Consider the following 24631-nt stretch of genomic DNA (forward strand, 5'->3'; position numbering starts at 1 on the left):
TGTGCACCAATACGGGGAAAACTCCGTTCAAATTCGTCTCCGGGCAATTTCGCCCGTGGATGCCACCGTTCCCGATAAACACCACTGATGCGCTGCATCTGCTTTCAATCATAAGACCGGAAATTCCGGTTCCAGACAGGAGTCCTTTTCATGAGAACTATCCTGAACGCGGCGATAGCAATCGGCCTTAGCGTTGCTCCCGCCGCTGCTGATGAGCTTACCGTCATCACGGCAGGCGACCAGAATATGGTCGATTATATCAATCAATATCTTGGACCGTTGTTCGAGAAAGAGAACCCTGGGACGACCGTTCGTGTTGTTGGGACAGGTCCCGGCGATGCAGGCTCGCAGAAGATTCTCGAACGTTTTGAAGCTCAATCCAAGGCCGGCGTGGAAAACTGGGACACCGACGTCGCTATTGTCCACGAGAAATTCGTCGGACCGATGGTAACGGCAAAGTTTCTCGAAAATTATCGCGGCAAAATCGACAGTGGCAAGCTGGTTACACGCGAGAACGCGAAAATGGCGCTCGGCACCGACGTCGATGGTTACGTCATGCCGATGTTCAACAGCCAGACCGCACTTGCTTACAACCCTGCTCTCGTTGCTAATCCTCCGAAGAGCTATGACGAACTCGTCGCCTGGGCCAAGGACAACCCGAAGCAATTCGGTTATAATGGCATTAAGGGCGGCGCGTCGGGCGTGAGCTTTGTCATGGGCTGGATCTATGCTTATGGCGGCGACGCAGACAAGCTGATGAAGGGGCCATTCGAAGAGAGCGAAGCGAAGAACTGGGACAAGGCATTCGCCTCGCTCAAGGACTTCACGAAGAATGCCACCCTCACCCCCGGCAATGCTGGCACACTCGACATGTTGAGCCGCGGCGAAATCGCGATGGGACCAGTCTGGGTAGACATGTTCTATTCGTGGAAAGCGAATGGTCAGCTTCCGCCAGAAATGAAGCTTGTCCTGCCTGCCCCCGGCATGCCGGGTCAGCCGATGCACTATGTGATCCCGGAAAAGAGCGCACACAAGGAACTGGCCGAAAAATTCGTCGCATTGGCGACGAGCCCGAAAGTACAGGCCGAAGGTATTGTGAAGCGATTCAACTGGTATCCGGGCATCGATGCCGATCACGTCAAGGCAGAGCTTGACGGTGAAACCTGGAACAAGCTCTTCACCGATATTTCGCCGGATGACCTTGCGAAATACGGTAAGCCCTTCCCGATCGCACCTTATAACACCGCGATTCTGGAAGCTTATGAGCGCCAGGTCGGTAATTAGGCCCGACAATCCTGCTTTCTATCGGGGCGCTTTGACGAACTTGGTTCCATGCAAAGTGCTCCGATGTTGATCCCGGATATGCAATCAAGGCACCACAAGCGTGTCCGGCGCTCCACATTGTCATGAGGTTTCGAATGTCGCATCGACTGACGGGTATTCTTCTTGTCGCGCCCGCACTGGCGATCGTCCTGCTGCTGTTCATCGTACCGCTTTTCGGAGCGATCACCGGAGCTTTCTACGTTTCCGGTGAATGGGGAACCGGCAACTTCATCAAAGCATTCGAACTGTATTCCAGTGACATCATCTTCACTTTTGTCATCGTCACGCTGTCGTCGTTGCTAATTGCTTTATTCTCTATAGCTATCGGTGGCTATCTGACACTTGGCTCCAACCCGCGCGCTGTCACTGTTCTGCGCTGGCTTTACCGGTGGCCGCTTTTCATCCCCTTCATCGTCGTTGGCCAGATACTTCGCACCTTCCTTGCCAAGAATGGGTTGATGAACAGCTTGCTTATCGAAACAGGGCTTCTCACGCCTCTGCAGGTCATGAGCTTTCTCGACTGGCGTGGGATCGTCATCGCATTCGTCTGGAAACAGACGCCATTTGTCACGTTATTGCTGGCGGGTGCCATGGCATCCATTGATCGCAGCACAATCGAATCCGCTCGCAATCTTGGCGCTGGGCGGCTGCGCATTCTCATCGAGATCGTCCTCCCTCAAGTCCGCCAGACATTGCTCGTTGGGTTGATACTGAGCTTTGTCACCATGATGTCTGTTTTGTCCGTGCCTTTGATGATCAACGCTCAATCACCGACGATGATCACGGCGAATATGGCGTTCCGTATCAATGCTTATGGGGATTACGGTGTCGCAAATGCACTGGGCACGATCTCCCTTCTCATGACCAGCCTCGTCGCCTGGGTTTACCTCCGCCAGACCATGAAGGAGCACGGCCAATGAGCAACATCATCGACTGGCGCTGGATACCACGCGGCATATTGCTTGGTCTGCTTGCTTTCGCGATTTTCGGGCCGCTTGCAAACCTGCTTCTGTGGGCTGTAGCTGAGCGTTGGTATTTCCCGCATACACTGCCGCTTCAGTATGGATTTTCATTCTGGACGAATGTGTTTTCGCCTCGCGGCAATGCGCTCTCATCACTTGGTACAAGCGTCCTTATTGCAGGCCTGACAGTGATCGTTTCACTGGGCCTCGCCATTCCCGCCGGTTATGCTCTCGCACGACTGAAACTGCCGTTTCGCGGCTTAATTCTGCTCACGCTGCTGATCCCGCAGGCTTTTCCGAACCTGCCCGTTTACGTGAATATCGCACAGATGTTCTACTCGTTCGGCCTGAATGGTACGATCACCGGAGTTGTTTTGGTACACGTCACCCATGGTCTGGTCTATGCGGTATGGATCGCTACGGCCGCGTTTTCGGCAATTGACCGCGAGCTTGAAGAAGCGGCGCGTTCAATGGGCGCTTCCGCCCTCAAGACATTCTTCGACATCACCCTGCCGATAGCCGCACCCGGCCTGCTTGCAAGCGCGATCTTTGTCTTTCTTGAATCGCTCGACGAATTTACCGGCACTTATTTCGTCGGCGCGCCTGACATTTCCACCCTGCCCTTGCTGCTTTATACAGCAAGCTCCGGCGGTAATTATCAAATCGCATCGATCAGCGCATTGATATTGCTGGTACCATCAATTGCCTTCATGTTCGTGGTCGAGCGCTTCCTCAGAGCCGATGTCCTTTCAAAAGTAGGGCGATAAAATGCCAGATAAAGAAACGCAGCGAGAACAGGACAACGTGGATAACCAACCACGGTTCATCAGTGCACATGAAGTCGCGCTTGAGGCAGGCGTGTCTCGCTCTGCCGTATCCCGCACTTTTACGCCAGGCGCCAGTGTTTCGCCTGCGACACGCGAAAAGGTGCTGAAAGCCGCTGAAAAGCTGGGTTATCAGGTTAACGACCTTGCACGCGGTCTCCTTGCGAATCGCAGCCGTATCGTCGGAATGATTGCGGCAGATCCGGACAGTCCTTTTCGCTCCCGCCAAATTGCTGCACTTTCCCGCCGGCTTGCAGCACGTGGTAGTGTGCCGGTGCTGATCCCAACTGGCCAGCATGGAGAAAACCTCTCTGCCGCCCACGAAACGCTACTGCGCTATCGTGCCGAAGCAACGGTGGTTCTTTCCGGCATGCCTTCCTCCTCATTTGTCGAGCTCGCCCAACGAAATGGTCAGACCCTGATCCTCGTCGGGCGAACCGAAGATGGAGCCGATCATATTCATATCAACAATCGACTTGCCGCTGAAACGGCTGTCGAAATTTTCGCGGCACGAGGCATGAAAAAGCTCGGCCTCATAACGTCGAATGTAGGCAGCCTCAATCTGGTTGAACGTGAGGAAGCTTTCATCGCCAAAGGCAAGAGCCTCGAATTGAGCGTCAGTGTACAGCGCGGCAACCTGACCGATTATGACGGCGGCTACAGAGCAGCCTCTCTTCTGCTCGGCGAGCGAGAACGCGTCGAAGGGGTGTTCTGTGTGAACGACCTTATGGCTTTCGGCCTGATGGACTGCGCACGCGACGTCTTCAATCTCTCCATTCCCGACGATATTTCAGTCGTTGGTTTCGACAATGTCACAGAAGCACGCTGGGGGGCCTATCGGCTAACAACATTCGACCAGAATGCGGAACGCCTCTCTGCCGAAATCATCCGCCTGCTCGATGAGAGGCAGGCTGCGCCAAATGCGCCGCCTCAGACAGTTGTACTCGAACTACCACTCATTCTGCGGAACAGCGTCAGGCCACCTAAAAACGAACGCGGCATTCGGGGGATGCCAAATCAATGACTTTCCACTCCATCTGGTTGCGTCCTGCACGCAATGACCTCAGATTTCTTGAATCCATCGTTGCAGAACTGGCAGGTCGCTTTGCTTCGCCCGTATTTGAACCACATGCGACACTCGTACCCGATATGAAACGCTCGGCAGACGAATTGCTGCCGCTGGTGCTTAGCCTTGCGGTCGGCCGCAAACCTCTGGATGTTCTTATTGAGGACGTGACAGGAACAGAGGCTTATTTCCGCTCTTTCTACGTCAAACTGCATAAAACGCCTGCACTAATGGCACTGAAACAGGATTCACTGGGCATATCGGGAGAGAAAGACATCTCGACTTTCCTCCCACATGTTTCGCTTGCCTATGGCGTTATCGATAAGGCTTTGCGTGCAACAGAGATGGCTCGCCTGGCAAGATCACTCGCTGGTCGCCATCTGCGCTTCGACCGGATGGTGATCGTCAGTTCCTCAAGCGAGACGCCAATCGATCAATGGATCGTCAAACACGAAATTTATCTCGCCGGATAGAAAAAGCCCGCCAGTTGGCGGGCTCAGGCTGCTGACAAACCTCCGGCAGGGTCAAAATGACCTCAGATTCACGGAACGTCCCAGATTCAGAACGTGAACAAATCGGAATCAAAACCCCTCGTTTTTGACTGCTTCCAAAAATCGAGGGGTTTGTAATCAATCTGAGCCCGCCAGTTGGCGGGCTTTCTATCATGCATTTTTAATTGGCTTAAAGCGGACGTGGATACTGTCGATAGACCTTCTCAATGTCGCTCAGAACATCATCAGACAACTTGACCTGATGGGCCGCGATATCGGTCTTCAACTGGCCAACGGTCGTGGCGCCGATGATGGTCGAGGTCATGAACGGACGTGTCAGTGTGAAGGCAATCGCCATCTGGGCAATGTCGAGACCGTGCTTCTTCGCAACATCAATATAGGCGCGAATTGCGGGTTCTGAGTGAACACTGTTCCGCCAGATGCCGCCTTCGGAAATGGCTGCGCGAGAACCGGCCGGCAGCTTGCCGCCCAGATATTTCCCGGTCAGCACACCAGCTGCAAGCGTCGAATAGGCAAGCAATCCAACGTCTTCGCAGAGCGCCAGTTCCGCCATGTCAAAATCGAACTGGCGCTGCAGAAGACTATATTCGTTCTGGATTGAGGCGATGCGCGGCAGACCGTGCTGCTCCGCCAACCGAAGCCACTGCATAGTTCCCCAGGCTGTCTCATTGGAAAGACCGATATGCCTGATCTTTCCATCCCGAACCATGTCTCCAAGCCCAAGCAGAACATCATGCATCAGTTGGGTTTCTGCCGCCCCATCCGTATTGGACGGATCGAAGCTCCAGCTCTGGCCGAAATGGTAGTGCGCACGCATTGGCCAATGGACCTGATATAGGTCAATATAGTCTGTCTGAAGCCGTTTCAGGCTACTCTCCACCGCCTCACGAACGCTGGCTCGGCTTGGTCTGGCGCCATCACGAATCCACTTCTGTCGGCCGCCACCAGCAATCTTGCTTGCCAGCACGATCTTGTCACGTTTTCCAGATTTCTTGAGCCAATTACCGATGTAGGTCTCTGTCTTGCCATAGCTCTCCGGGCTCATTGGAATGGCGTATCCCTCAGCCGTATCAATGAAATTGATACCGGCATCGAGAGCAATGTCGAGCTGCTCATGAGCATCAGACTCGGTATTCTGTACGCCCCAAGTCATAGTGCCGAGGCAAATTTCAGTGACAGTAAGGCCGGTACGCCCCAAAGACTTCATTTTCACGAGAATTTTCCGGATCGATTGTTCGCGACTGCCCGATATGAGAACGGGACCAATTGATAGCCCCGCTCTGCCGTGACTGACAAGCCGGTCACCAAACATTTAGATCAAATTATAGAAACCGTTCTGCTGAATACGGCTTCGGGTCAACGAAGGTCTCTTCCCCAACAAGCATCTCAGCAAGCAGACGCCCTGTCGCTGGTCCAAGTGTCAAGCCGTGATGGGCATGACCGAAATTAAACCACAGTCCCTTATGCCGTGGTGCGGCACCAATGACCGGGCGCATATCAGGCAGGCAGGGGCGCAATCCAAGCCATGGCACCGTTTCGATGGCCTCTCCCAACTGAGGCACAAGCAGGCGCGCGATTTTCTCATCCTTTTTGAGCTGTATATGATTTGCGGGCGCGTCAGGCGAAGCGAACTCTATGCCTGTCGACAGCCGCACACCCTGCACCATTGGGGCAAGAACATAACCTGCTTCTTCATCCACCACCGTATGACCGAGCCGCGAACCATCCTTCATGGTGAAGTGAAGATGATGGCCGCGCTTGATGCCAAGCGGGATTGGGTAGCCGAATTTCTTGAAAACAAGGCCGGATTGCGGACCAAGCGCCACGACAACGTCATGAGCATGGACAACGCCCTCCTCCGTCGTCACCTGCCAGCCGCTTTCATTCGGCGCCAAGGTCGCCGCATCTCCGTGAACGAAGACGCCACCATTCCTACGGAATAGATCGGCATAGGCTTCAACCAATCCGCCCGGGTTCACAACGGTCTTGGGATCAAGCCAGTGGATGCCGCCTGCCACATCGCCAAGCGACGTTTCACGCTGACGCAGGGCTGCTGCATCCAAAATGTCATAGGATAGTTTGAAGCGTTGCAGATCGGGCAAACGACGTATCGCTGTGTCAAATGCTGAAGATGTCCTGAACACTTCAATCCATCCTTGAGACCGGATCAATCGTTCACTGCCGGACTGGACGACCAACGCATCATGCTCATGGATACTCGCTTCAATCAAAGGCAACATCGCATTTGTGGCAATTTTCAATCGTTCTGGCGATGATTCCCGCCAATATTGAACCAGCCAGCGAGCCATCTTCGGTATGTAGAACGGGTTGTAGCGAACATCGGAGCGACGATTCATGCCGTAACGCACAAGCGTCCAGAAGCCTTGTGGAAAGGAATAAGGAATAACACTTGACCGCTCGATCAGACCGGCATTGCCAAAACTGGTACCGCTGCCAGGCTCGTTCCTATCGATCAGGCAAACCGAACGGCCTCGAGCTTGTAAATGTAGTGCTGTGGATACACCAATAATACCCGCGCCCAGAACGATGACATCTTGTTGCTGAATCGGCATTTCCGGCATCCACAAAACCAAACAAATAAACGCGCCGATTGCTGCCGGCGCGTTGTTGCTTACAGCAAAGAGCTGTGTCTTTTACAAGCAATCAGTAGATGTCGAAGTCGAAATATTTCTTCACGATCGTGGCATAGGTTCCATCGTCGCGAATTTTCTTGATTGCCGCATTGAACTGCTCGCGCAGATCGTCATCCCCCTGACGAAGCGCAATTCCAGTATCAGTCTGCGTGCCGGGAATATCGCCGATAAGCTTGCAGCAATCTGCACCATCACCCTTGATCCAGTCAGAGATCGGAAACTTGTCAGAAATGACCGCATCAAGCCGCCCATTCTTCAGGTCAGCGTTCGCTTCATCGGCAGTCGGGTAAAGTTTAACGTCAGCGCCAGCCTTCCCGTAGACGTCTTCCGCATACATGCTCTGGGTTGTCGATCCTTGAGCACCAACCGACTTTCCCTTGAAAGCCTCAGCATCAACAGATGTGATCGGGCTATCCTTTGGAACAGCAACGGAAAGCGGCGTGGAATAATATTTGTCGGTGAAGGCAACTTCCTTCTTACGTTCTTCCGTAATGCTCATCGACGCAATGACCGCATCAAACTTGTTCGATTTCAGGCCGGGAATCATCCCGTCCCAGTCGTTAGCAACAATCGTGCACTTGGCGTCCATCGCCTTGCACAGAGCATTGGCTATTTCGACATCAAGCCCCTGCAACGAACCATCGGCTGCCACAAAATTGAAAGGCGGATACGCACCTTCGGTCGCAATGCGTATTTCCTTCCACTCCTTGGCCTGCGCTGGCAATGCAGCGATTACGGATGCTACACCTGCAAATAGGATGGCTTTCAACATGATCATTCCCCTTACTACTTTGTTATCATTGTGATTGGCAGAGTATTCCCTGCGAGCGGTAGCGCTCATTTTTTCCTGCGCTTACCTAGACTGAAGCACCGGACGCCGTCCACTGCAAGCAGGTTTTGAAGGCGTCCGGAGTGAATATTGTCACATCAATAGATGTCGAAATCGAAGTACTTTTTGCGGATCGTTTCGTAAGTGCCGTCGTCACGGATTTTCTTGATCGCGGCGTTGAACTGTTCACGCAGGTCGTCATCACCCTTGCGTAGCGCAACTGAGATTTTCGTTTCGGAACCTGGAATATCGCCAAGGAACTTGCAGCAGTTCGCACCCTGTTTCTTGAGCCAATCGGCGGCGAGGAACTTGTCGGCAGCGATTGCGTCCAGACGACCGCTCTCAAGGTCAGCGTTCGCCTCGTCAGCGGTCGGATAGAGCTTAACGTCTGCGCCTGCCTTGCCGTAGACATCATCGGCATAATTACCCTGCGTGGTGCCAGCCTGCGCGCCAACCGTCTTTCCATCGAATGCCGACGGATCGAGCGAGGTCATATCCGTATCCTTCGGCACGACTACTGCAAGCGGGGTCGTGTAATAACGATCAGTGAAGGCAACCTGTTTTTCGCGTTCTTCGGTAATAGCCATCGAAGCAATGACTGCGTCAAACTTGTTGGCTTGCAAGCCAGGGATCATCCCGTCCCAATCATTGGCGACAATCGTACACTTGGCCTCCATCGCCTCGCAAAGCGCATTTGCGATATCGAGATCGAAACCTTCAAGCTTGCCGTCTGGAGACATGTAGTTGAATGGAGGATACGCACCTTCGCTGGCGATGCGGATCTCTTTCCATTCCTTTGCCTGAACAGGCAAGGCAAGGAAGACGGAGGCCAGACCGGCCAGCAAAACTGATTTCAACATGACTTTCCTACTTCTTTTAACGCACATCCATCGGTACACGTGCAGCCAGATATCAAGCGGATGAACAGATCCATCCGCTGGTTTGGATCGGGCAATGCGCTTAAATCCGATCCTATTCAATTGCAACTTTGGTAGGGCTGACTTGCCGAATACCAAAAACGCAAAAGAGGCCCGCTGCACACAAATGCAACAGGCCCTGCATTCATGCAGAAGGAGCTATCAAGCAACCATACGTGCGCAATGATCTTCCTGTGCATAGGCCTTGCCGAAGCGGTTCGCGAGGAACTTTTCGAGCGTGATATCTTCCTGACGAATGAAGCCTTGCTGCGGGAGGTCACCCTTGGCGAGCATGTCGAGCACAGCGCAGATTGCCGAAGCCGTCGTGATCTGGATGCCCGAACGAACGATCTTGCCAACCGGAGCAGCGTAGACCTTGTTCGCGTAGGTTTCTTGAACCAGACGACCATTCTTGGTACCCGAGACGGTCACGAAAATCACTACGACGTCCTGAAGGGTCGTCGGCAGGGCATTTTCGAAGATGTCCTTGAGCACTTCACGGCGATGACGCAGGCCGAGATCGTTTAGGAGCGCCTTCATCAATGCAACGTGACCCGGATAGCGGATAGTGCGGTAGTTGAGCGTGCGAACCTTGCCTTCCAGCGTTTCGCAGAGCGTGCCGAGACCACCGGAGGTGTTGAAAGCTTCGTAGGTAACGCCGTCAAGCGAGAATTCTTCGCGTTCTTCCAGAGCAGGAACTTCTGTCAGTTCGCCATTCACAATGGCTTCGCACGGCTCGATATATTCGTTGATGACGCCGTCGGTGCTCCAGGTCAAATTGTAGTTCAGAGCGTTCGAAGGATACTGTGGTAAAGCGCCGACGCGCATACGAACGCTGTCGAGCTTATCGAAACGCTTCGCCAGATCATAGGCAACGATGGAGATGAAGCCTGGAGCAAGGCCACACTGCGGAATGAAAGCCGTTTTGGCTTCCTTCGCCAGCTCCTTGACACGACGTGTGCTGGCAACATCTTCGGTCAGATCGAGATAGTGAACGCCTGCCTTGGCTGCAGCTTCCGCGATGCGGGTCGTCAGATGGAATGGAGCGGCGCTAAGTACGGCAAACTTGCCGGTCAGGGCAGCTTCAAGAGCCTTGGCATCTTCGATATCAAGCGCCTGCGTCTTGACTTCGACACCCGATTCCAGTGCATCGAGCTGCGCCTGAGAGCGGTCGACAACGGTAACGGCATACTCGCCCGTGGAAGCGAGAAGATCGGCAATGGTGGCGCCGATTTTGCCTGCGCCGACAACAACGATCTCTTTCATGTAACTTTCCCCTTGGAATGCAATTCGGATATGCAAGAATCGCATAGTTCCATGCAAAAAGAAGCATACAAATCGACGATATGACGTTGTTTGTTTATGCATATTCACGTATTCAATATGCATTATGACGACAGAAGCCGATCTTACACTTATCGCTCTCCTTCGCGAAAATGCCCGGGCCACAACAGCGGACCTTGCAAGACGCCTCGGTGTCTCCCGAACCACCGTGCAAAGTCGTATAGAAAAGCTTGAAAAACGCGGGGTTATCGAGGGGTACACGGTTCGAATCGCACCGGAATTCGAGCGTGATCTAGTTCGCGCCCATGTGCTGGTAACAGCCCTGCCCAAGCTCGCCCCGAAAGTAGAAACAGCATTGCGTGGCATGATGGCTGTCCGTTCGCTTCATTCCGTCAGCGGACATTTCGATATGATAGTCGTTGTCGAAGCTCCGTCCATACAAGAACTCGACGCCGTTCTCGATCGCATAGGAGCGCTGGAAGGCGTTGAGCGGACTATGTCGTCTATCATCCTCTCAACACGGATTGATCGTTAAAGCCTTCAAAACAGGAAGAGTGCAAGACGATAAACGATAAAGGATGAGATGTATGCCAGCACCAGCATATAGAAGAAGGTGAGCCACATCCATCGTGCGCCACCCGCTTCGCGTTTTATGACCGCCAGCGTCGATGTGCACTGAGGCGCAAACACATACCAGGCTAGAAACGACAACGCTGTTGGAAGTGTCCAGTTCTGCGCCAACGCCTGCCCTACCTGCAAGGCAGCATCCGCTCCTCCCTGTATGGAATAAACGGTGCCCAGGGCCGCAACGACCACTTCGCGTGCTGCCATTCCAGGCACCAGCGCAACACTCATCTGCCAACTGAAACCGATAGGCGCCAAGAGCGGCTCCAACAGTCGGCCGATGGTCGCCGCCCAACTATAGAAAATAGCCGGTTCGGTAGCATTCCCGGGGGCTTGCGGAAAAGAAGCCAAAAACCAGATCAATATAGCCATGAAGAAAATCGTTGTGCCGGCACGATAAAGAAACATCTTCGCGCGCGTCATCAATTCGATCAGCACGTTACGCAGCCGTGGCAGTTTGTAGTCGGGCAATTCCAGCATGAAAGGCGGAGCGGCTTCATGTCGCCATAAGAAAAACTTCGCGAGAAACGACACAAAAAGCGCGCTGAGAATTCCGGTCGCATAAAGGCCGAACATGATCAGTCCCTGCAGGCTGAACACACCCGCAACACGCTTCGCCGGAATGAAAGCGGCAATAATAAGTGTAAACACAGGAATTCTCGCCGAGCAAGTCATCAGCGGCGCAACCAGAATAGTCGTGAGGCGATCCCGTCTATTATCGATGACGCGTGCAGCCATGATACCGGGAATGGCGCAGGCGAAACTGGAAAGCAGTGGAATGAAGGCTCGCCCGTGAAGCCCCACTCCCCCCATCAGCCGGTCCATCAGGAATGCTGCCCGTGCCATATAACCCAAATCCTCCAACAGGAGAATAAAAAGGAACATAATCAATATCTGCGGCAGGAACACAATCACACTACCAACACCGGCAATGACACCATCAACAAGAAAGCTTTCGAATAGCCCCGATGGCAAGTTTTGTTGGATAAGACCGGCGAGCGCATCGAAGCCACTCGATATCAGATCCATGACAGGCTGAGCCCAGTCGAATACAGCCTGAAACATGAGAAACAGCAATAGGAGCAAGGCTCCGATTCCAGCCACAGGGTGCAGTAACACAGCATCAATCCGATTGGTCATCGTGGGTAGCTTGGCTGGGAATCGCACAGTATGCGCTATCAATCCATCCGCTTGTCGTTGCATGGCACGCAAATCTGAGGCTGAAGGTTCTCGCCAATTATTGTCACGCTCAATACTCACGCCGTTTTCGGACAGTTCATCAAGCATTTTCCATAAGTCATTCATCAACGAACGGCGGACCGCGCTTGTACAGACGACCGGTATACCGCCCAGTAAATGGGATAAATTTCCCGTATCTATTTCGATACCACGATGGCGCGCGATATCGATCATATTCAATATCAATGCCAATGGCCGGCCGGTCTGCTGCAATTCAAGAACAAGCCGGAGAGCAGCACGCAGATTGGTAGCATCAGCAACCACCAGAAGCATTTGGCAGCACGTATTCTCCCCTTCCCGGTCGAGTACAATGTCACGTGTGATTTCTTCATCGGGACTGCGAGCTCTGAGAGAGTATGTCCCAGGCAAGTCCATGATTTCCAACGCATGACCATCGGGTGTATAAGCCATGCCTGTCTTTCGCTCGACAGTCACTCCGGCGTAATTGCCAACTTTCTGACGACTACCTGTCAGTGCATTGAACACGGCAGTCTTGCCACAATTAGGCGCGCCAACCAGGGCTATCCGTCGCATCTTCGAACGACTTGAATTGAGCATCATAATGACTTTCGTGAATTAAAATTGCCATGGCTTCTTTTCGACGAAGCGCCACAGTTGCCCCATTTATACGTACCGCTATGGGATCGCGCCGCAGGGGGCCCTCATGAAGTATGGAAACCTCCGCGCCCTCGATGAAACCCAACTCCAGCAAACGCCGCTCGATTTCTTCAGGAGGCAGGCCAGATGAACCAGCATCGGACTCAATGTGATGAATAAAGCCTCTGTAACCGCGTGGAGCGGCGCCCAGCCGTATGAGCTTTGCTTTATCTATGGGCAAAACTATTCCAACTCATTGAAAATAAAACACTTGTATAATTCAACCATTAACCTAACTCAATTAATCAGCATTTAAAATAGCAATACTGCGGGAGACCATAACGAAGCTCTTGTTCAAAAATTGTTTTGTACCGTCCGATATTGACACTGACAGAAAAGAAGGACTCAAGCCATTCTTGCCCCACGCCTTCGGCGGAAGAGCATCGCCGCCAGGCCTAAAAACACCGTGCCCCCAATGAACAGAAAAGCAGCGGCAGCGATAGCCGGGCTGATATTTTCTCGAATTGTCGAAAACATCTGGCGCGCCAAGGTGCGCTGGTTTGGGCCAGCTACGAACAGGGTCAGCACAACTTCATCCAGCGACGTAGCGAACGCCAGCACCGCACCTGACACAATGCCCGGCATAGCGAGAGGAAGTGTAACTTTACGAAAAACTGTCAGAGGCGATGCGCCAAGACTTTCGGCTGCCAGTTCGACACGCCGGTCTATACCTGCCAGAGCGCCCGTAACGCTCACCAGAACAAAGGGTATCGAAATCACGGTATGTGCAACAATCACACCGAGATAGGAATTCGCTATTCCGAGCCGGACGAACAATAGTTGCATACCGACGCCCATAACCACGGCAGGAACGACCATGGGCAAGAGGAATAGAGTTCTAATCGGGCCGGAAAGAAACAAAATCCTGCTGCGCAAGCCAAGTGCGGCCATGGTTCCCAGCACAGTTGCCAAGATCGTCGTTCCTGATCCGATAATCAAGCTGTTGACGATTGCGCGCCGCCAGACGTCCGCTGTTGCAAGTTCCTCAAACCAGCGCACCGACCAGCCGGGCACCGGATAGGTCAGGAATACGCTGGATGTAAAAGCTAATGGAATAATTGCGAACAAAGGCGCGATCAGGAAGAACACCGCCGCCACACCGAACAGGATTTTAGCGAAGTGCCCCATCGTCACGCTCTCCCTTGCTCATCGGCGGTGAGCCGTCCGTAAACGGCATAGAGTACGAGACAGGCGACGAGTAGCACGAGCCCTAATGCGCCAGCCATACCCCAGTTGGCCGAACCGGTTGCGTAATAGGCAATGATCGAGCTTATCATCTGGTCGCTCGGCCCACCAATCAATGCTGGTGTGATGTAGTAGCCAATGGCACTCATGAACACGAGCAGCATTCCGGACAGGATGCCGCGCATACTCAACGGCAGCAGTACTCGCAGGAAAGCTCTCCACGGCGGTGCACCAAGAGATGCAGCGGCGGGCATTAGATTCCCTGGGATCGATACAAGTACGCTATAAATAGGAAGGACCATGAATGGTAAAAGCACATGGGTCATGGCTATCACCACACCGGCTCTGTTAAAAATCAAGGGGAAAGGTGCATCGGTAATACCAAGCCAGATCAGCATATCGTTGATGAGCCCCTTATCCTGCAGAAGGATGAACCAGGCAGCAGTTCGCACCAGCAATGAGGTCCAGAGTGGTAGTAAAACAGCCGCAAAAAGCACGTTTCTGACCCAGCCCTTGGATGATGCAAGCAGCACAGCATAGGGATAGCCGATCGCTGCACAGGCCATTGTCACCAGCGCGGCGATCCAGAAAGTGCGCAGCATGATCGCCCGATTGGCCGATGTGCCGGGCGCCATCGAAACAATCTCTCCGGACGCGTCACGCTCCATATCCACAGCCGCAAGCAGATTGCGATCAGTCGTCGGAGAAAGCGCATTTGCAATTGCCTGCCAGAATTCCGGCTTGCTCCATCGCTTGTCAATCGTTTCAATATCTGGAACAGGATCGCCCTTCTCGATGGCTGAAAGTGTTTTACTCATCAGTGTCCGAAAACCCGATTGAGCACTGTTCAAACGGCGAACCATATCGCCTACAGCCTGCTGGTCGGTCGATGCCTTCAGGTCCGCCACAAAAGCCTGTTTCATATCCGCCGATGGTCCTGATTGCCCATCCCACATGCTTACGACTTCAGCAGTTCGAGGAAGAACACGCAAAACCGCCGTATCGGAAACGGCCTGTGTCATCATGACACCAAGTGGCCACAGAAAAAACAAGACGATGAAAACAAGCAGAGGCGCGATCAAAAACATCGCTTGGACAGTTTTGCCTGAGAGGAGCGTCATATTGCGATGGTCCAACAATCAGCAGCACTGAATCCGGCCACAACATCCGTTCCGGGCGCCCATTCGCGCGCTTTCCTGTCGAGGCGCACGATAAAATCATGAGCGTTACCGTCAAGCTGGATACGGAGATGATCCCCTTGATAAACGCTATCAATCACGCGCGTCTTAAGAATATTGTCTGAAGCCCCCTCGCGGCTCAGTTCAATGCGCTCAGGCCGGATGGACAGGAGAACTTTCTGTCCCGTCGCCAGCGTTCCCTTTGATGATGCGGTTAGGATCCCCCCATCCTCCAAGCGAATAAAAGCGTTGGTGCCTTCCACCCGTTCGATTGTCCCTTCAGCAAGATTAGTTTCGCCAATAAATTCGGCGACGAACCGCGTCTGCGGCTCGTCATAGATCGCACGCGGTGTTCCTATCTGTTCAATTTTTCCTTTGTTGAAAACAGCAATCCGATCCGACATGGTCAGCGCTTCGCTTTGGTCATGAGTCACGAAAACAATCGTCAATCCCAACCGGCTGTGCAGCGCACGAATGTCGAGTTGCATCTGCTCACGCAGCTGCTTGTCAAGCGCACCGAGCGGTTCATCCATCAAGACCACATCCGGTTCAAAAACCAGTGCACGGGCAAGCGCCACGCGCTGTTGTTGCCCACCGGAGAGTTGCGATGGCTTACGTTCGCGCATTGTGGAGAGCTGCACCATATCGAGCACCTTATCCACCAGCTTGCCGGTCTCGGCTTTTCCGATACCTCGCATCTGAAGCGGAAAGGCGACATTCTCGCCAACTGTCATATGCGGAAACAGAGCATAGTTCTGAAAGACCACGCCCATATTGCGCTTGTACGAAGGAACCGTATTGATTGCCCTGCCATCCACATGGATTGCTCCACTGCTTGGACTTTCAAAACCGGCAAGCATCATCAAAAGCGTCGTCTTGCCTGAACCGGAAGGGCCAAGAAGACTCACGAATTCACCTCGATCGATATCGAGGTTCAGACCATCTATGACTTTGAAATCACCGTAGGATTTGCTGATATTCTCGAAGCGGATGCGGCAGTCCGTCAATGAATCACTCCATCTTCCGGAAAACAGGGAAACCCCGCCGATATTGCACCGACGGGGCTATGACTGTGAATTATTGCGCCAGCCAGGCGTTGAAGCGCTTCGTCAACTCTTCGGAATTATCGATCCAGAAATCGACGTTGAGCGGAAGAGCGTCGTTCAAATTGGCTTCCGCCGTTGGAAGATCCGATGCGAATTCTGCAGGCACCTTGCTTGCAGCCTCCTTGTTCGGCAGACCGTAAGCGACATATTTCGGCAATTTCACCTGATTGTCAGGCTGGCTGGCAAAAGCAATGAAATCCAGCCCCGCATCCTTGTTCTCGGCATCTTTCAGGATCACCCAGCTATCGACAGCATAAATGCTGCCCGGCCAGACCACCTTGAAGTTCTTGCCTTCGCTCCTGTTTATGCCCGTGATGCGTCCATTATAGGCCGAAGCCATCACAACTTCGTCCGAAGCCAGCAATTGCAGCGGTTGTGCCCCCGCTTCCCACCAGACAATGTTCGGCTTCAATTCATCAAGTTTCTTGAATGCGCGATCCACTCCTTCCGGTGTCGAGAGCACGTCATAAACTTCATCCTTGCTGACCCCATCGGCGAGGAGCGCGAATTCAAGCGTATACTTGGCACCCTTGCGCAACGAGCGCTTGCCTGGAAACTTCTTCACATCCCAGAAATCAGCCCAGGACTGCGGGCCATCTTTCAGCTTGTCGGCATTATAGGCAATTGCCGTCGACCACACGATCGCACCCACGCCGCAATCATTGACCGCACTGTCGAGGAACTTATCCTTGCCGCCAACCTTGTCCCAGTCAATCTTCTCGTAAAGACCGTCCGCACAACCGAGAGCGAGTTCTTCAGCCTCTACCTGCACGACATCCCAGTTAGGTTTTCCTGCTTTCACCTTCGCCTGAACGACGCCGTAACCACCATCCCAGGATTCATCCAGCAAAGGCTTGCTGGTCTTCTCGGAAAAAGGCTTAAAGTAAATTTCACGTTGGGCGTCCTGATAGTTCCCACCCCAGGAAACGACGGTCAAGTCGCGGGCGGCAGCGGAGCTCGTATAAAATGCTGTTGCGAAGAGTCCACCCATCAGGGCTAGGCTAGCAATTTTCATCGACATGTTCCCCATTTTGGTTCGACGGGTTATCCCCGCCGTTGTTGTAATGAGGTCATGCTAACTTGATCGATAGACGCGGGCAATATTGTAGTCGCTCAACGATGCAAAAGTAGTATCCGCCCTGTCAAATATTGATAGATCCGGGCGAAAACACCCGGATCTGATCTTCATTTATTTCAAGCACGTTCCAATGCGACGGCAATTCCCTGCCCCACACCGATGCACATCGTTGCGAGAGCATATTTTCCGCCGTTGAGCGAGAGTTCGAGTGCTGCCGTGCCCGCAATACGCGCGCCCGACATGCCGAGCGGATGCCCGAGCGCAATCGCGCCACCGTTCGGATTGACGCGCTTGTCATCGTCGGCAATTCCAAGGTCGCGCAACACTGCAAGCCCCTGCGATGCAAACGCTTCATTCAGTTCGATCACATCGAATGCTTCAGGCGCCACACCGATGCGTGCAGAAAGCTTTTTTGTCGCGGGAGCTGGACCAAACCCCATAATACGTGGAGGAACGCCCGCCGTGGCACCGCCAATAATACGGGCAATGGGTGTGAGGCCGTATTTCTTGATGGCGGCTTCAGACGCGATGAGGAGTGCTGCCGCTCCATCATTGACGCCGGAAGCGTTGCCTGCTGTCACGGTACCGTCTTCGCGGAAGGGCGTACCAAGCTTTGCAAGCGCTTCCAAGCTGGTGGAACGTGGGTGTTCATCCTTATCGATCAAGACCGGATCACCCTTGCGTTGCGGAATCGTGACAGGCACGATTTCCTTTGTAAGGCGTCCATTGGCTTGCGCGACAGCCGCCTTTTCCTGGCTGCGAAGTGCAAAAGCATCCTGATCTTGCCGTGAGACGGCAAAATCTTCGGCGACATTTTCACCCGTTTCCGGCATGGAATCGATGCCGTATTGCCTTTTCATCAGGGGATTGATGAACCGCCAACCGATCGTCGTATCGAAAATTTCCGCCTTGCGTGAAAATGCGCTGTCAGCCTTCGGCATGACGAAGGGAGCACGGCTCATGCTTTCCACACCACCAGCGACGAGCAACTCTGCCTCATCAGACTTGATAGCCCGTGCAGCTGTTATGACTGCATCCATTCCGGAACCGCAAAGACGGTTAATCGTCGTTCCCGATACTCCTACTGGCAATCCGGCCAGAAGCAACGACATACGTGCAACGTTGCGGTTGTCTTCCCCCGCCTGATTGGCCGAGCCGAAAATCACATCATCGACGGCTTCCCAATCGACGGAACCGTTACGCTCCATAAGCGCTCTCAGTGGAATGGCCCCGAGATCATCAGCACGCACAGATGAAAGCACGCCGCCATAACGACCAATGGGAGTGCGGATATAATCGCAGATATAGGCTTCACTCATGGCAGGGTCTCACAATTCGGGAACAACGAGATCGGCAACTGGGCCATCAATATGAAGCTTCGCGCCAGTCATGGCCTGAAGTTCATCAAGTGTTATGGCAGCCAGTTTTTCGCGCAGCACGAAACGCCCCTTGTCGATGTCGATCACCGCATGACTGGTATAGATGCGAGTAATACATGCGACGCCGGTTAGCGGAAAAGTGCACTGTTCGACCAGCTTTGGCTCGCCTTTCTTGGTCATATGCTCTGTTATGACAACGACCTGTTTCGCGCCATGAACAAGGTCCATCGCGCCGCCGACCGCTGGCACACCTTTGGCGCCCACCCGCCAGTTTGCGAGATCGCCGTTCTGGGCAACTTGGTAGGCTCCGAGAATCGCAACATCCAGATGCCCACCACGAACCATTGCAAAGCTGTCGGCATGATGAAAAAAGGCTGCACCGGGCTTCAGCGTGACGGCCTTCTTGCCAGCATTGATAAGGTCCCAATCTTCCTCACCTTCGGGTGGCGCCTCACCAAAATCCAGAATGCCGTTCTCGGTATGAAAAATTGCTTCGCGTCCTTCCGGCTGATATCGAGCAACCATTTCTGGAAAGCCAATTCCAAGATTTACATAGGCTCCGTCCTGAATATCCTGTGCGGCGCGCCATGCGATCTGCGCATTGGACAGCTTGATATCCTCATGAGTGTCGATAATCATGCGTAGGTCGCTCCCGCCCGAATGAGTTCTTCTTCCTGTTGTGGATTTGCGACTTCAACAACACTGTCCACGAAAATGCCTGGTGTGATGACGTTTTCCGGTTCGATGCCACCGAGCGGAACGATTTCAGATACCTGCACGATTGTCCTGGCCGCAGCCATGCACATGAGCGGATTGAAATTCCGTGCTGCCATGCGATAGGTCAGATTGCCGTGTGTATCCCCAAGATGCGCTTTGATAAGCGCGAAGTCAGCTTTCAGCCAGCGTTCCTGCACGTAAGGTCGCCCATCGAACTCGGTTATGAGCTTGCCTTCGGCAAGCTCGGTGCCATAGGCCGTTGGTGTATAGAAAGCGGGAATACCAGCACCGCCTGCCCGGATACGCTCAGCGAGAGTTCCTTGCGGCACGAGTTCGAGCTCGATTTCACCGGCAATATATTTGTCCGTGAAAGCACGCGGATCTGAAGACCGAGGGAACGAGCAGATCATCTTGCGAACCATCCCCGCATCGATCATGGCCGCAATACCGATACGCCCATTGCCTGCATTGTTGTTGATGACCGTCAGGTTCTTGGGGCCCTTATCAATCAGGGCATGGATGAGTTCGATTGGCGCACCAGAGCCGCCAAATCCACCGATCATGACGGTTGCACCGTCACATATTCCGGCAACAGATTCCGCCAGACTTGCGATTGTCTTGTCCATTTCACCTCCTTACCGGAACGAGCGAGTCTCGCGCCTGAACATTTCCGGCCTCAATCGTGCTGGAGTTAGCCACTTCATCTGAAATGGGTCAAACAGTTTGTGCGATATTTGACATTTGTTCAATTATCGCACAAACTATTATCTAGTTGAGGAAAATTCATGCGTGAAACAGATTTCATCGGCGGCTTTGCCAAAGGGCTCAAGGTCATTGAAGCGTTCGGGGAAGACCAGCCGCGTCTTTCGATATCGGACGTTTCAAAGATTACGGGTCTGGATCGGGCAACGGCGCGGCGCTGCCTGCTGACACTCGCTGAGCTTGGTTACGCCGAATATGATGGCAAGTTTTTCATGCTTTTGCCGAAAATACTTCGTCTCGGACATGCTTATCTCTCTTCAACGCCATTGCCGACTATCATCCAGCCTCATCTGGACCGGCTCTCCGATGCCGTCGGAGAGAGTGCGTCCGCATCCGTTTTGGATGGAACGGAAATCGTTTACATCGCACGCGCCTCACAAATGCGTGTGATGTCCATCAACCTGATGGCTGGAAGCAGGCTTCCAGCCTACTGCGCTTCGATGGGGCGCGTACTTCTGGCTTGGCTTCATGAAGCGGAGGCACAGGCGCTTCTGGAGCGTACTGAACGGAAAGCGTTGACGCCATTTACGAAAGTGGAAATTTGCTCACTCATGGCAGAACTCTCCATTATTCGTGGTCAAGGTTATGCAATCAACGATCAGGAACTGGAGCTCGGACTGCGCTCCATCGCAGTTCCTATCTTCAATCATAAGGGTTTGGTGGCCGCAGCGCTCAACATCGGGGTGCCTGTAGCTCATCTTGAAGCAAGTGTTCTGGTGGAACGCTTGTTACCTGAGATGCTTCAAGTCCAGTCGGATTTACGCGGCTTGCTGAGATAAACTCTTGAGACCGAAAAATCCAATTTAATCTTGTGGCGATGCAGTCTGATCCGCCAGATTTTCGCGTGCTTTCAAGCGGAACGAACGCGGGGTCTCTCCTGTCATTTTCAGGAAAAACCGTGAGAAATATGCGGGATCTGAAAATCCAAGACTGTAGGCGATATGCTGCACAGACGATGGCATAGCTATCAAATCGCGTTTGGCCGTCTCAATCAGCCTTTTTACAATCATGTCTTGTGTCGTTGCTCCCGTCAACTGTTTGACAGTCCGGTTGAGATGCGTCGATGAAATACCCAGTAATTTCGCATAGAACGAAACGGGCTTGTGTTCTCGATAATATCGGTCAATCAATTCCTGCAAGCGTTCGATTCGAGCATGCCCATATATCTGGCGGTCTTCTTGCTTCGCGGGATTTGAAGAATATGCATACCGCATAATATAAACAAATACAGCTTGAACCAGAGATTCCAGCAAGCTGTTTTTATATGGTTTTCTCGTGTGAAACTCATCTAGAACTTGCCGCAGAAGAGAGGAAAGCAGGATCAATTCCTCATCACTTGCACCTGTCATCGATATGAGTTGCGGCTGCATCAACCATTCCGCCGTCGCACCTCCGGCGCCTTTTCCGACAAACGGCATATGAGGGCTCAAAATCGTGACGATATGCCCGATTATATCTCTCGAGAATGCAAACCCATGATTGAAACCGGGTGGCACCAGGATAGCGCATGGCGTCTGGAAGGTGCGGACGACACCATCGAAATTTGCCTGCCCTGTACCGCTTTCAATATATAAAAGCTGAAAGAAGCTCTCATGACGATGCAGCGAAATCTCGAAATTGTGCAAACTTGATCGAGAGAAAAGCGTCTCGCAGTGTAGCCAGAAATCCGGCTTCAGCTCGTTCTCTTCTCCATAAAGCTCGTATGTTGGAATAAAATTATCCGACACTTGCCCTCCGATCATGTTCGATTTGTACAATAAATGGGCGGAATTATCCATTGCCAGATTGGAGGTTCGCTAAAGAATAGAGGGGACTTGCATCGGGAGGAATATATGCGCACTCAGGTCACAATTATCGGATCAGGCCCATCTGGCCTGCTCCTCGGCCAACTTTTGACGAAAGCCGGGATAGACAATGTCGTACTGGATCGCGTCAGCGCGGATTATATCCTAGGGCGAGTGCGCGCCGGCGTCTTGGAAGAAGGCACGGTCAATCTGATGGATGAAGCCGGAGCGTCGGTGCGCCTCCACGTCGAAGGGCTACCGCATGACGGCTTCTCACTCGCCTTTGACAGGCAGGATCATCGTATCGATCTGTACAAGCTGACCGGTAAGCGCGTTACGGTCTATGGTCAGACCGAAATGGCGCATGATCTTATGGATGAACGGCGAAAGGCGAACACTGCCAGCATTTACGAAGCCTCCAATGTAACACCGCACGATTTCGATACGGTATCGCCGTACGTCACCTACGAAAAAGACGGGAAAACCCATCGTATCGATTGCGACTTCATCGCCGGATGCGACGGATATCACGGCATAAGCCGCAAATCTGTACCGAACAAGGCAATCGACATTTTCGAAAAGGTTTATCCCTTCGGCTGGCTCGGTATATTGGCCGATATTCCGCCGGTCGCTCACGAACTGATCTATGCCAACCACGAACGTGGCTTCGCGCTTTGCTCGATGCGTTCTCTCACGCGCAGCCGCTACTATATCCAATGTTCGCTGGATGAAAAAATCGAAGACTGGAGCGATCAGCGCTTTTATGATGAACTGCGGCGACGTCTACCAGCACATCATGCCGAAACCATGCTAATCGGAGCGTCTTTCGAAAAGTCGATTGCCCCCTTACGTTCCTTCGTGGCCGAACCGATGCGTTTCGGGCGGCTGTTCCTTGTTGGAGATGCCGCACATATTGTTCCTCCGACGGGGGCAAAAGGGCTTAACCTCGCTGCAAGTGACGTTCACTATCTTTATGAAGGATTGAGAGAGTTCTATCTGGAAAAGTCCGAAGCCGGTATCGACGCCTATTCAGCCAATGCACTTGCTCGTATCTGGAAGGCCGAGCGCTTTTCATGGTCCATGACCAAGATGTTGCACCGGTTCCCGGATATGGTTCCGTTTGACCAGAAGGTGCAGGAAGCAGAACTTGAATATTTCTGCAATTCCGAAGCTGCTTCTACCGCGCTTGCGGAAAATTATGTTGGATTACCGTTTTGACGGCATCTGCAACAATTAAGAAAGGGCTAATATAAAATGATTATACCCAACATTATTGTTACTTTATTCAATAAAACTGATGCTTTATTTTAGAATTGATGTAGAATTCAAATTACCTTTAGACCCCCGGCGAGAAGTTCCGGCCAGAACTTCTCGCATCCAGCGCGGTCAGCCACCCCATTCGGGTAGCTGACCGCGTTGCTTAAGAGCCTGTTCCAAAAGTCGCCATGCCGGTCTGTAAATGGCGTTTATCTGCGTTCCGGTGCTCATGTACCTTAAGTACATTGCGCTCCGGTACTCGAAAATCACCATTTTCGCCACGGCCTGCCACTTTTTGATTCAGGCTCTAAGACTTCAAACCCGCAGCCTCGCGTAATGTCTGGATCATAATCTGCATGGCAGCTGTTTGAATCATCTCCGTGCGCATCGTGAGCCCTACCGGTCCTGTCGTCTCGCTTGTATCGATAGGAAGTGCGACGAGCTTGCCTTCGGAAACATCTCTGGCCACAACGCCCTCCGAGATAATCCATACAGCATCACTGTCGCGGATGAAGGCGCGTCCGAAAGCATCGGATACGGTCTCAATCTGAACAGGCAAGACACCTATACCGTTTGTAATCAGCAACCGATCCACGAATGGGCGAATGATTGAATTACGCGTCGGCATCAAAACTGGATAACCAGCCAAGTGCTCAAAGACCGCGCGTCCATCTGTTAGAGGGTGCCCGGCTCGGACCAGAAACCGAACCTGCTCCGAATAAAGATGCTCGAATGAAAACCCGGTCATCTTTTCTGGTGCAGCGAGCCGACCGACAACCAGATCCAGCTCCCCAACCCGCAATTGTTCCAGAAGTATAGCATTCTCTCCCGTAACGATTTTGACGCGGCTGGAGGTTTGCTCCTTAAGGAACAGGCTCATCGCTTTCGGCATAATGCGGGTCGAGACTGTCGGCAATGCACCGATACGGATGGGTGGTCCCGATCCATCCAATTCTTGCGACACGGAATCCAGCCCTTGCCGCAATGCCGTCAGCGCCGTCCCCGCATGGCGCAGGAATACTTCACCAAACCGCGTTATCCTTATGCCGCGACCCTCGCGTTCCACTACAGGAACACCTAAAATTTCCTCCAGCTCGCGCATCGTCTTGGTCACAGCCGGCTGGCTGATGCTCAGGATTTCGGAGGCTTTGACTACACTTTTCTGTCGCGCCACTTCAACAAACGTATGCAGATGACGAAACTTGACCCTATTCCCAATCATTTATTTATAACCCTACAGTTATGATTTAAGGCAATAATATCATTTTACTTAACCATTTTAAAGAACGACAGT

Annotated in this window: 25 protein-coding genes and 1 pseudogene; 9 read left to right on the plus strand and 17 right to left on the minus strand. The window is 52.8% G+C overall.

Annotated elements, in window-relative coordinates; genetic code table 11:
- Window positions 1–150 precede the first annotated feature (150 nt).
- The 5 genes from JNC70_RS00565 to JNC70_RS00585 all read left to right on the plus strand — a co-directional run bounded on the left by JNC70_RS00565 (window position 151) and on the right by JNC70_RS00585 (window position 4648).
- A complete protein-coding gene (locus JNC70_RS00565; RefSeq protein WP_208623438.1) occupies window positions 151–1284 on the plus strand; it encodes an ABC transporter substrate-binding protein in 1134 nt (377 codons plus the stop codon).
- A gap of 134 nt (window positions 1285–1418) precedes the next feature.
- Window positions 1419–2243, plus strand: coding sequence for an ABC transporter permease (locus JNC70_RS00570; protein ID WP_104754938.1), 825 nt, complete (start codon window positions 1419–1421; stop codon window positions 2241–2243).
- Window positions 2240–3052, plus strand: coding sequence for an ABC transporter permease (locus tag JNC70_RS00575; protein WP_010658892.1), 813 nt, complete (start codon window positions 2240–2242; stop codon window positions 3050–3052). Before JNC70_RS00570 ends, JNC70_RS00575 begins: the two co-directional genes overlap by 4 nt.
- Before the next feature lies 1 nt (window position 3053).
- Window positions 3054–4133: a LacI family DNA-binding transcriptional regulator gene (locus tag JNC70_RS00580; RefSeq protein ID WP_104754937.1), complete on the plus strand. Its 1080-nt coding sequence runs from the start codon at window positions 3054–3056 to the stop codon at window positions 4131–4133.
- The gene (locus JNC70_RS00585) at window positions 4130–4648 is read left to right on the plus strand and encodes a haloacid dehalogenase (protein ID WP_104754936.1); all 519 of its coding nucleotides are present in this window, start codon (window positions 4130–4132) and stop codon (window positions 4646–4648) included. The genes JNC70_RS00580 and JNC70_RS00585 overlap by 4 nt, the downstream gene beginning before the upstream one ends.
- On the opposite strand, the gene JNC70_RS00590 is transcribed toward JNC70_RS00585, so the two are convergent.
- From JNC70_RS00590 to JNC70_RS00615, 6 genes are all read right to left on the minus strand, one after another.
- On the minus strand, window positions 4620–4841 hold the full coding sequence (locus tag JNC70_RS00590) for a hypothetical protein (RefSeq protein WP_374788517.1): 222 nt from the start codon (window positions 4839–4841) through the stop codon (window positions 4620–4622). The two genes, JNC70_RS00585 and JNC70_RS00590, sit on opposite strands and share 29 nt — an antisense overlap.
- Before the next feature lie 15 nt (window positions 4842–4856).
- The gene (locus JNC70_RS00595) at window positions 4857–5894 is read right to left on the minus strand and encodes an aldo/keto reductase (RefSeq protein ID WP_104754934.1); all 1038 of its coding nucleotides are present in this window, start codon (window positions 5892–5894) and stop codon (window positions 4857–4859) included.
- Window positions 5895–6009: 115 nt separating this feature from the next.
- The gene (locus JNC70_RS00600) at window positions 6010–7260 is read right to left on the minus strand and encodes an NAD(P)/FAD-dependent oxidoreductase (protein ID WP_104754952.1); all 1251 of its coding nucleotides are present in this window, start codon (window positions 7258–7260) and stop codon (window positions 6010–6012) included.
- Window positions 7261–7351: 91 nt separating this feature from the next.
- Window positions 7352–8113 (minus strand): ABC transporter substrate-binding protein, encoded by a 762-nt coding sequence (locus tag JNC70_RS00605; RefSeq protein ID WP_104754951.1) that lies wholly within the window; start codon window positions 8111–8113, stop codon window positions 7352–7354.
- Window positions 8114–8268: 155 nt separating this feature from the next.
- Window positions 8269–9030 (minus strand): ABC transporter substrate-binding protein, encoded by a 762-nt coding sequence (locus tag JNC70_RS00610; RefSeq protein ID WP_104754933.1) that lies wholly within the window; start codon window positions 9028–9030, stop codon window positions 8269–8271.
- Window positions 9031–9249: 219 nt separating this feature from the next.
- Window positions 9250–10353, minus strand: coding sequence for a saccharopine dehydrogenase family protein (locus JNC70_RS00615; RefSeq protein WP_104754932.1), 1104 nt, complete (start codon window positions 10351–10353; stop codon window positions 9250–9252).
- 124 nt (window positions 10354–10477) lie between these two features.
- Between JNC70_RS00615 and JNC70_RS00620 the strand changes: the two genes are divergently transcribed.
- Complete coding sequence (locus JNC70_RS00620) at window positions 10478–10906, plus strand: Lrp/AsnC family transcriptional regulator (RefSeq protein WP_104754931.1); 429 nt, start codon at window positions 10478–10480, stop codon at window positions 10904–10906.
- A gap of 5 nt (window positions 10907–10911) precedes the next feature.
- On the opposite strand, the gene feoB is transcribed toward JNC70_RS00620, so the two are convergent.
- The 9 genes from feoB to JNC70_RS00665 form a co-directional block, all read right to left on the minus strand.
- Window positions 10912–12792, minus strand: coding sequence for a ferrous iron transport protein B (gene feoB / locus JNC70_RS00625; protein WP_104754950.1), 1881 nt, complete (start codon window positions 12790–12792; stop codon window positions 10912–10914).
- The gene (locus JNC70_RS00630; RefSeq protein ID WP_104754930.1) at window positions 12737–13078 is read right to left on the minus strand and encodes a FeoA family protein; all 342 of its coding nucleotides are present in this window, start codon (window positions 13076–13078) and stop codon (window positions 12737–12739) included. The genes feoB and JNC70_RS00630 overlap by 56 nt, the downstream gene beginning before the upstream one ends.
- Window positions 13079–13236: 158 nt before the next feature.
- A complete protein-coding gene (locus JNC70_RS00635; RefSeq protein WP_104754929.1) occupies window positions 13237–14019 on the minus strand; it encodes an ABC transporter permease in 783 nt (260 codons plus the stop codon).
- Between the two features lie 2 nt (window positions 14020–14021).
- Window positions 14022–15197: an ABC transporter permease gene (locus JNC70_RS00640; protein WP_104754949.1), complete on the minus strand. Its 1176-nt coding sequence runs from the start codon at window positions 15195–15197 to the stop codon at window positions 14022–14024.
- A complete protein-coding gene (locus JNC70_RS00645) occupies window positions 15194–16261 on the minus strand; it encodes an ABC transporter ATP-binding protein (protein ID WP_104754928.1) in 1068 nt (355 codons plus the stop codon). Before JNC70_RS00645 ends, JNC70_RS00640 begins: the two co-directional genes overlap by 4 nt.
- A 70-nt stretch (window positions 16262–16331) precedes the next feature.
- A complete protein-coding gene (locus JNC70_RS00650) occupies window positions 16332–17375 on the minus strand; it encodes an ABC transporter substrate-binding protein (RefSeq protein ID WP_104754927.1) in 1044 nt (347 codons plus the stop codon).
- A 179-nt stretch (window positions 17376–17554) separates the two neighbouring features.
- Entirely contained in the window at window positions 17555–18757 is a 1203-nt protein-coding gene (pcaF, locus tag JNC70_RS00655) for a 3-oxoadipyl-CoA thiolase (protein ID WP_104754926.1), read from the minus strand.
- Window positions 18758–18766: 9 nt separating this feature from the next.
- Window positions 18767–19456, minus strand: a complete 690-nt coding sequence (locus JNC70_RS00660) for a CoA transferase subunit B (protein WP_104754925.1) — start codon at window positions 19454–19456, stop codon at window positions 18767–18769.
- On the minus strand, window positions 19453–20160 hold the full coding sequence (locus JNC70_RS00665; protein WP_104754924.1) for a 3-oxoacid CoA-transferase subunit A: 708 nt from the start codon (window positions 20158–20160) through the stop codon (window positions 19453–19455). Before JNC70_RS00665 ends, JNC70_RS00660 begins: the two co-directional genes overlap by 4 nt.
- Before the next feature lie 159 nt (window positions 20161–20319).
- Here JNC70_RS00665 and JNC70_RS00670 point away from each other — a divergent pair, with 159 nt between their 5' ends.
- On the plus strand, window positions 20320–21075 hold the full coding sequence (locus tag JNC70_RS00670) for an IclR family transcriptional regulator (RefSeq protein WP_104754923.1): 756 nt from the start codon (window positions 20320–20322) through the stop codon (window positions 21073–21075).
- Between the two features lie 24 nt (window positions 21076–21099).
- Here the strand turns inward: JNC70_RS00670 and JNC70_RS00675 are convergent, their stop codons facing one another.
- Window positions 21100–22038 (minus strand): helix-turn-helix domain-containing protein, encoded by a 939-nt coding sequence (locus tag JNC70_RS00675; protein WP_104754922.1) that lies wholly within the window; start codon window positions 22036–22038, stop codon window positions 21100–21102.
- Window positions 22039–22128: 90 nt separating this feature from the next.
- On the opposite strand from JNC70_RS00675, the gene pobA reads away from it, so the two are divergent.
- The gene (gene pobA, locus JNC70_RS00680) at window positions 22129–23298 is read left to right on the plus strand and encodes a 4-hydroxybenzoate 3-monooxygenase (protein ID WP_104754921.1); all 1170 of its coding nucleotides are present in this window, start codon (window positions 22129–22131) and stop codon (window positions 23296–23298) included.
- A 241-nt stretch (window positions 23299–23539) separates the two neighbouring features.
- Window positions 23540–23650: pseudogene (locus JNC70_RS00685) on the plus strand (flagellar basal body P-ring protein FlgI); the annotation flags it as partial.
- On the opposite strand, the gene pcaQ reads toward JNC70_RS00685, so the two are convergent.
- On the minus strand, window positions 23645–24559 hold the full coding sequence (gene pcaQ / locus JNC70_RS00690) for a pca operon transcription factor PcaQ (protein WP_104754920.1): 915 nt from the start codon (window positions 24557–24559) through the stop codon (window positions 23645–23647). The pseudogene JNC70_RS00685 and the gene pcaQ overlap by 6 nt on opposite strands.
- Between the last annotated feature and the right edge of the window lie 72 nt (window positions 24560–24631).

The sequence above is a fragment of the Brucella oryzae genome (assembly GCF_041929965.1).
Lineage (GTDB): Bacteria > Pseudomonadota > Alphaproteobacteria > Rhizobiales > Rhizobiaceae > Brucella > Brucella oryzae.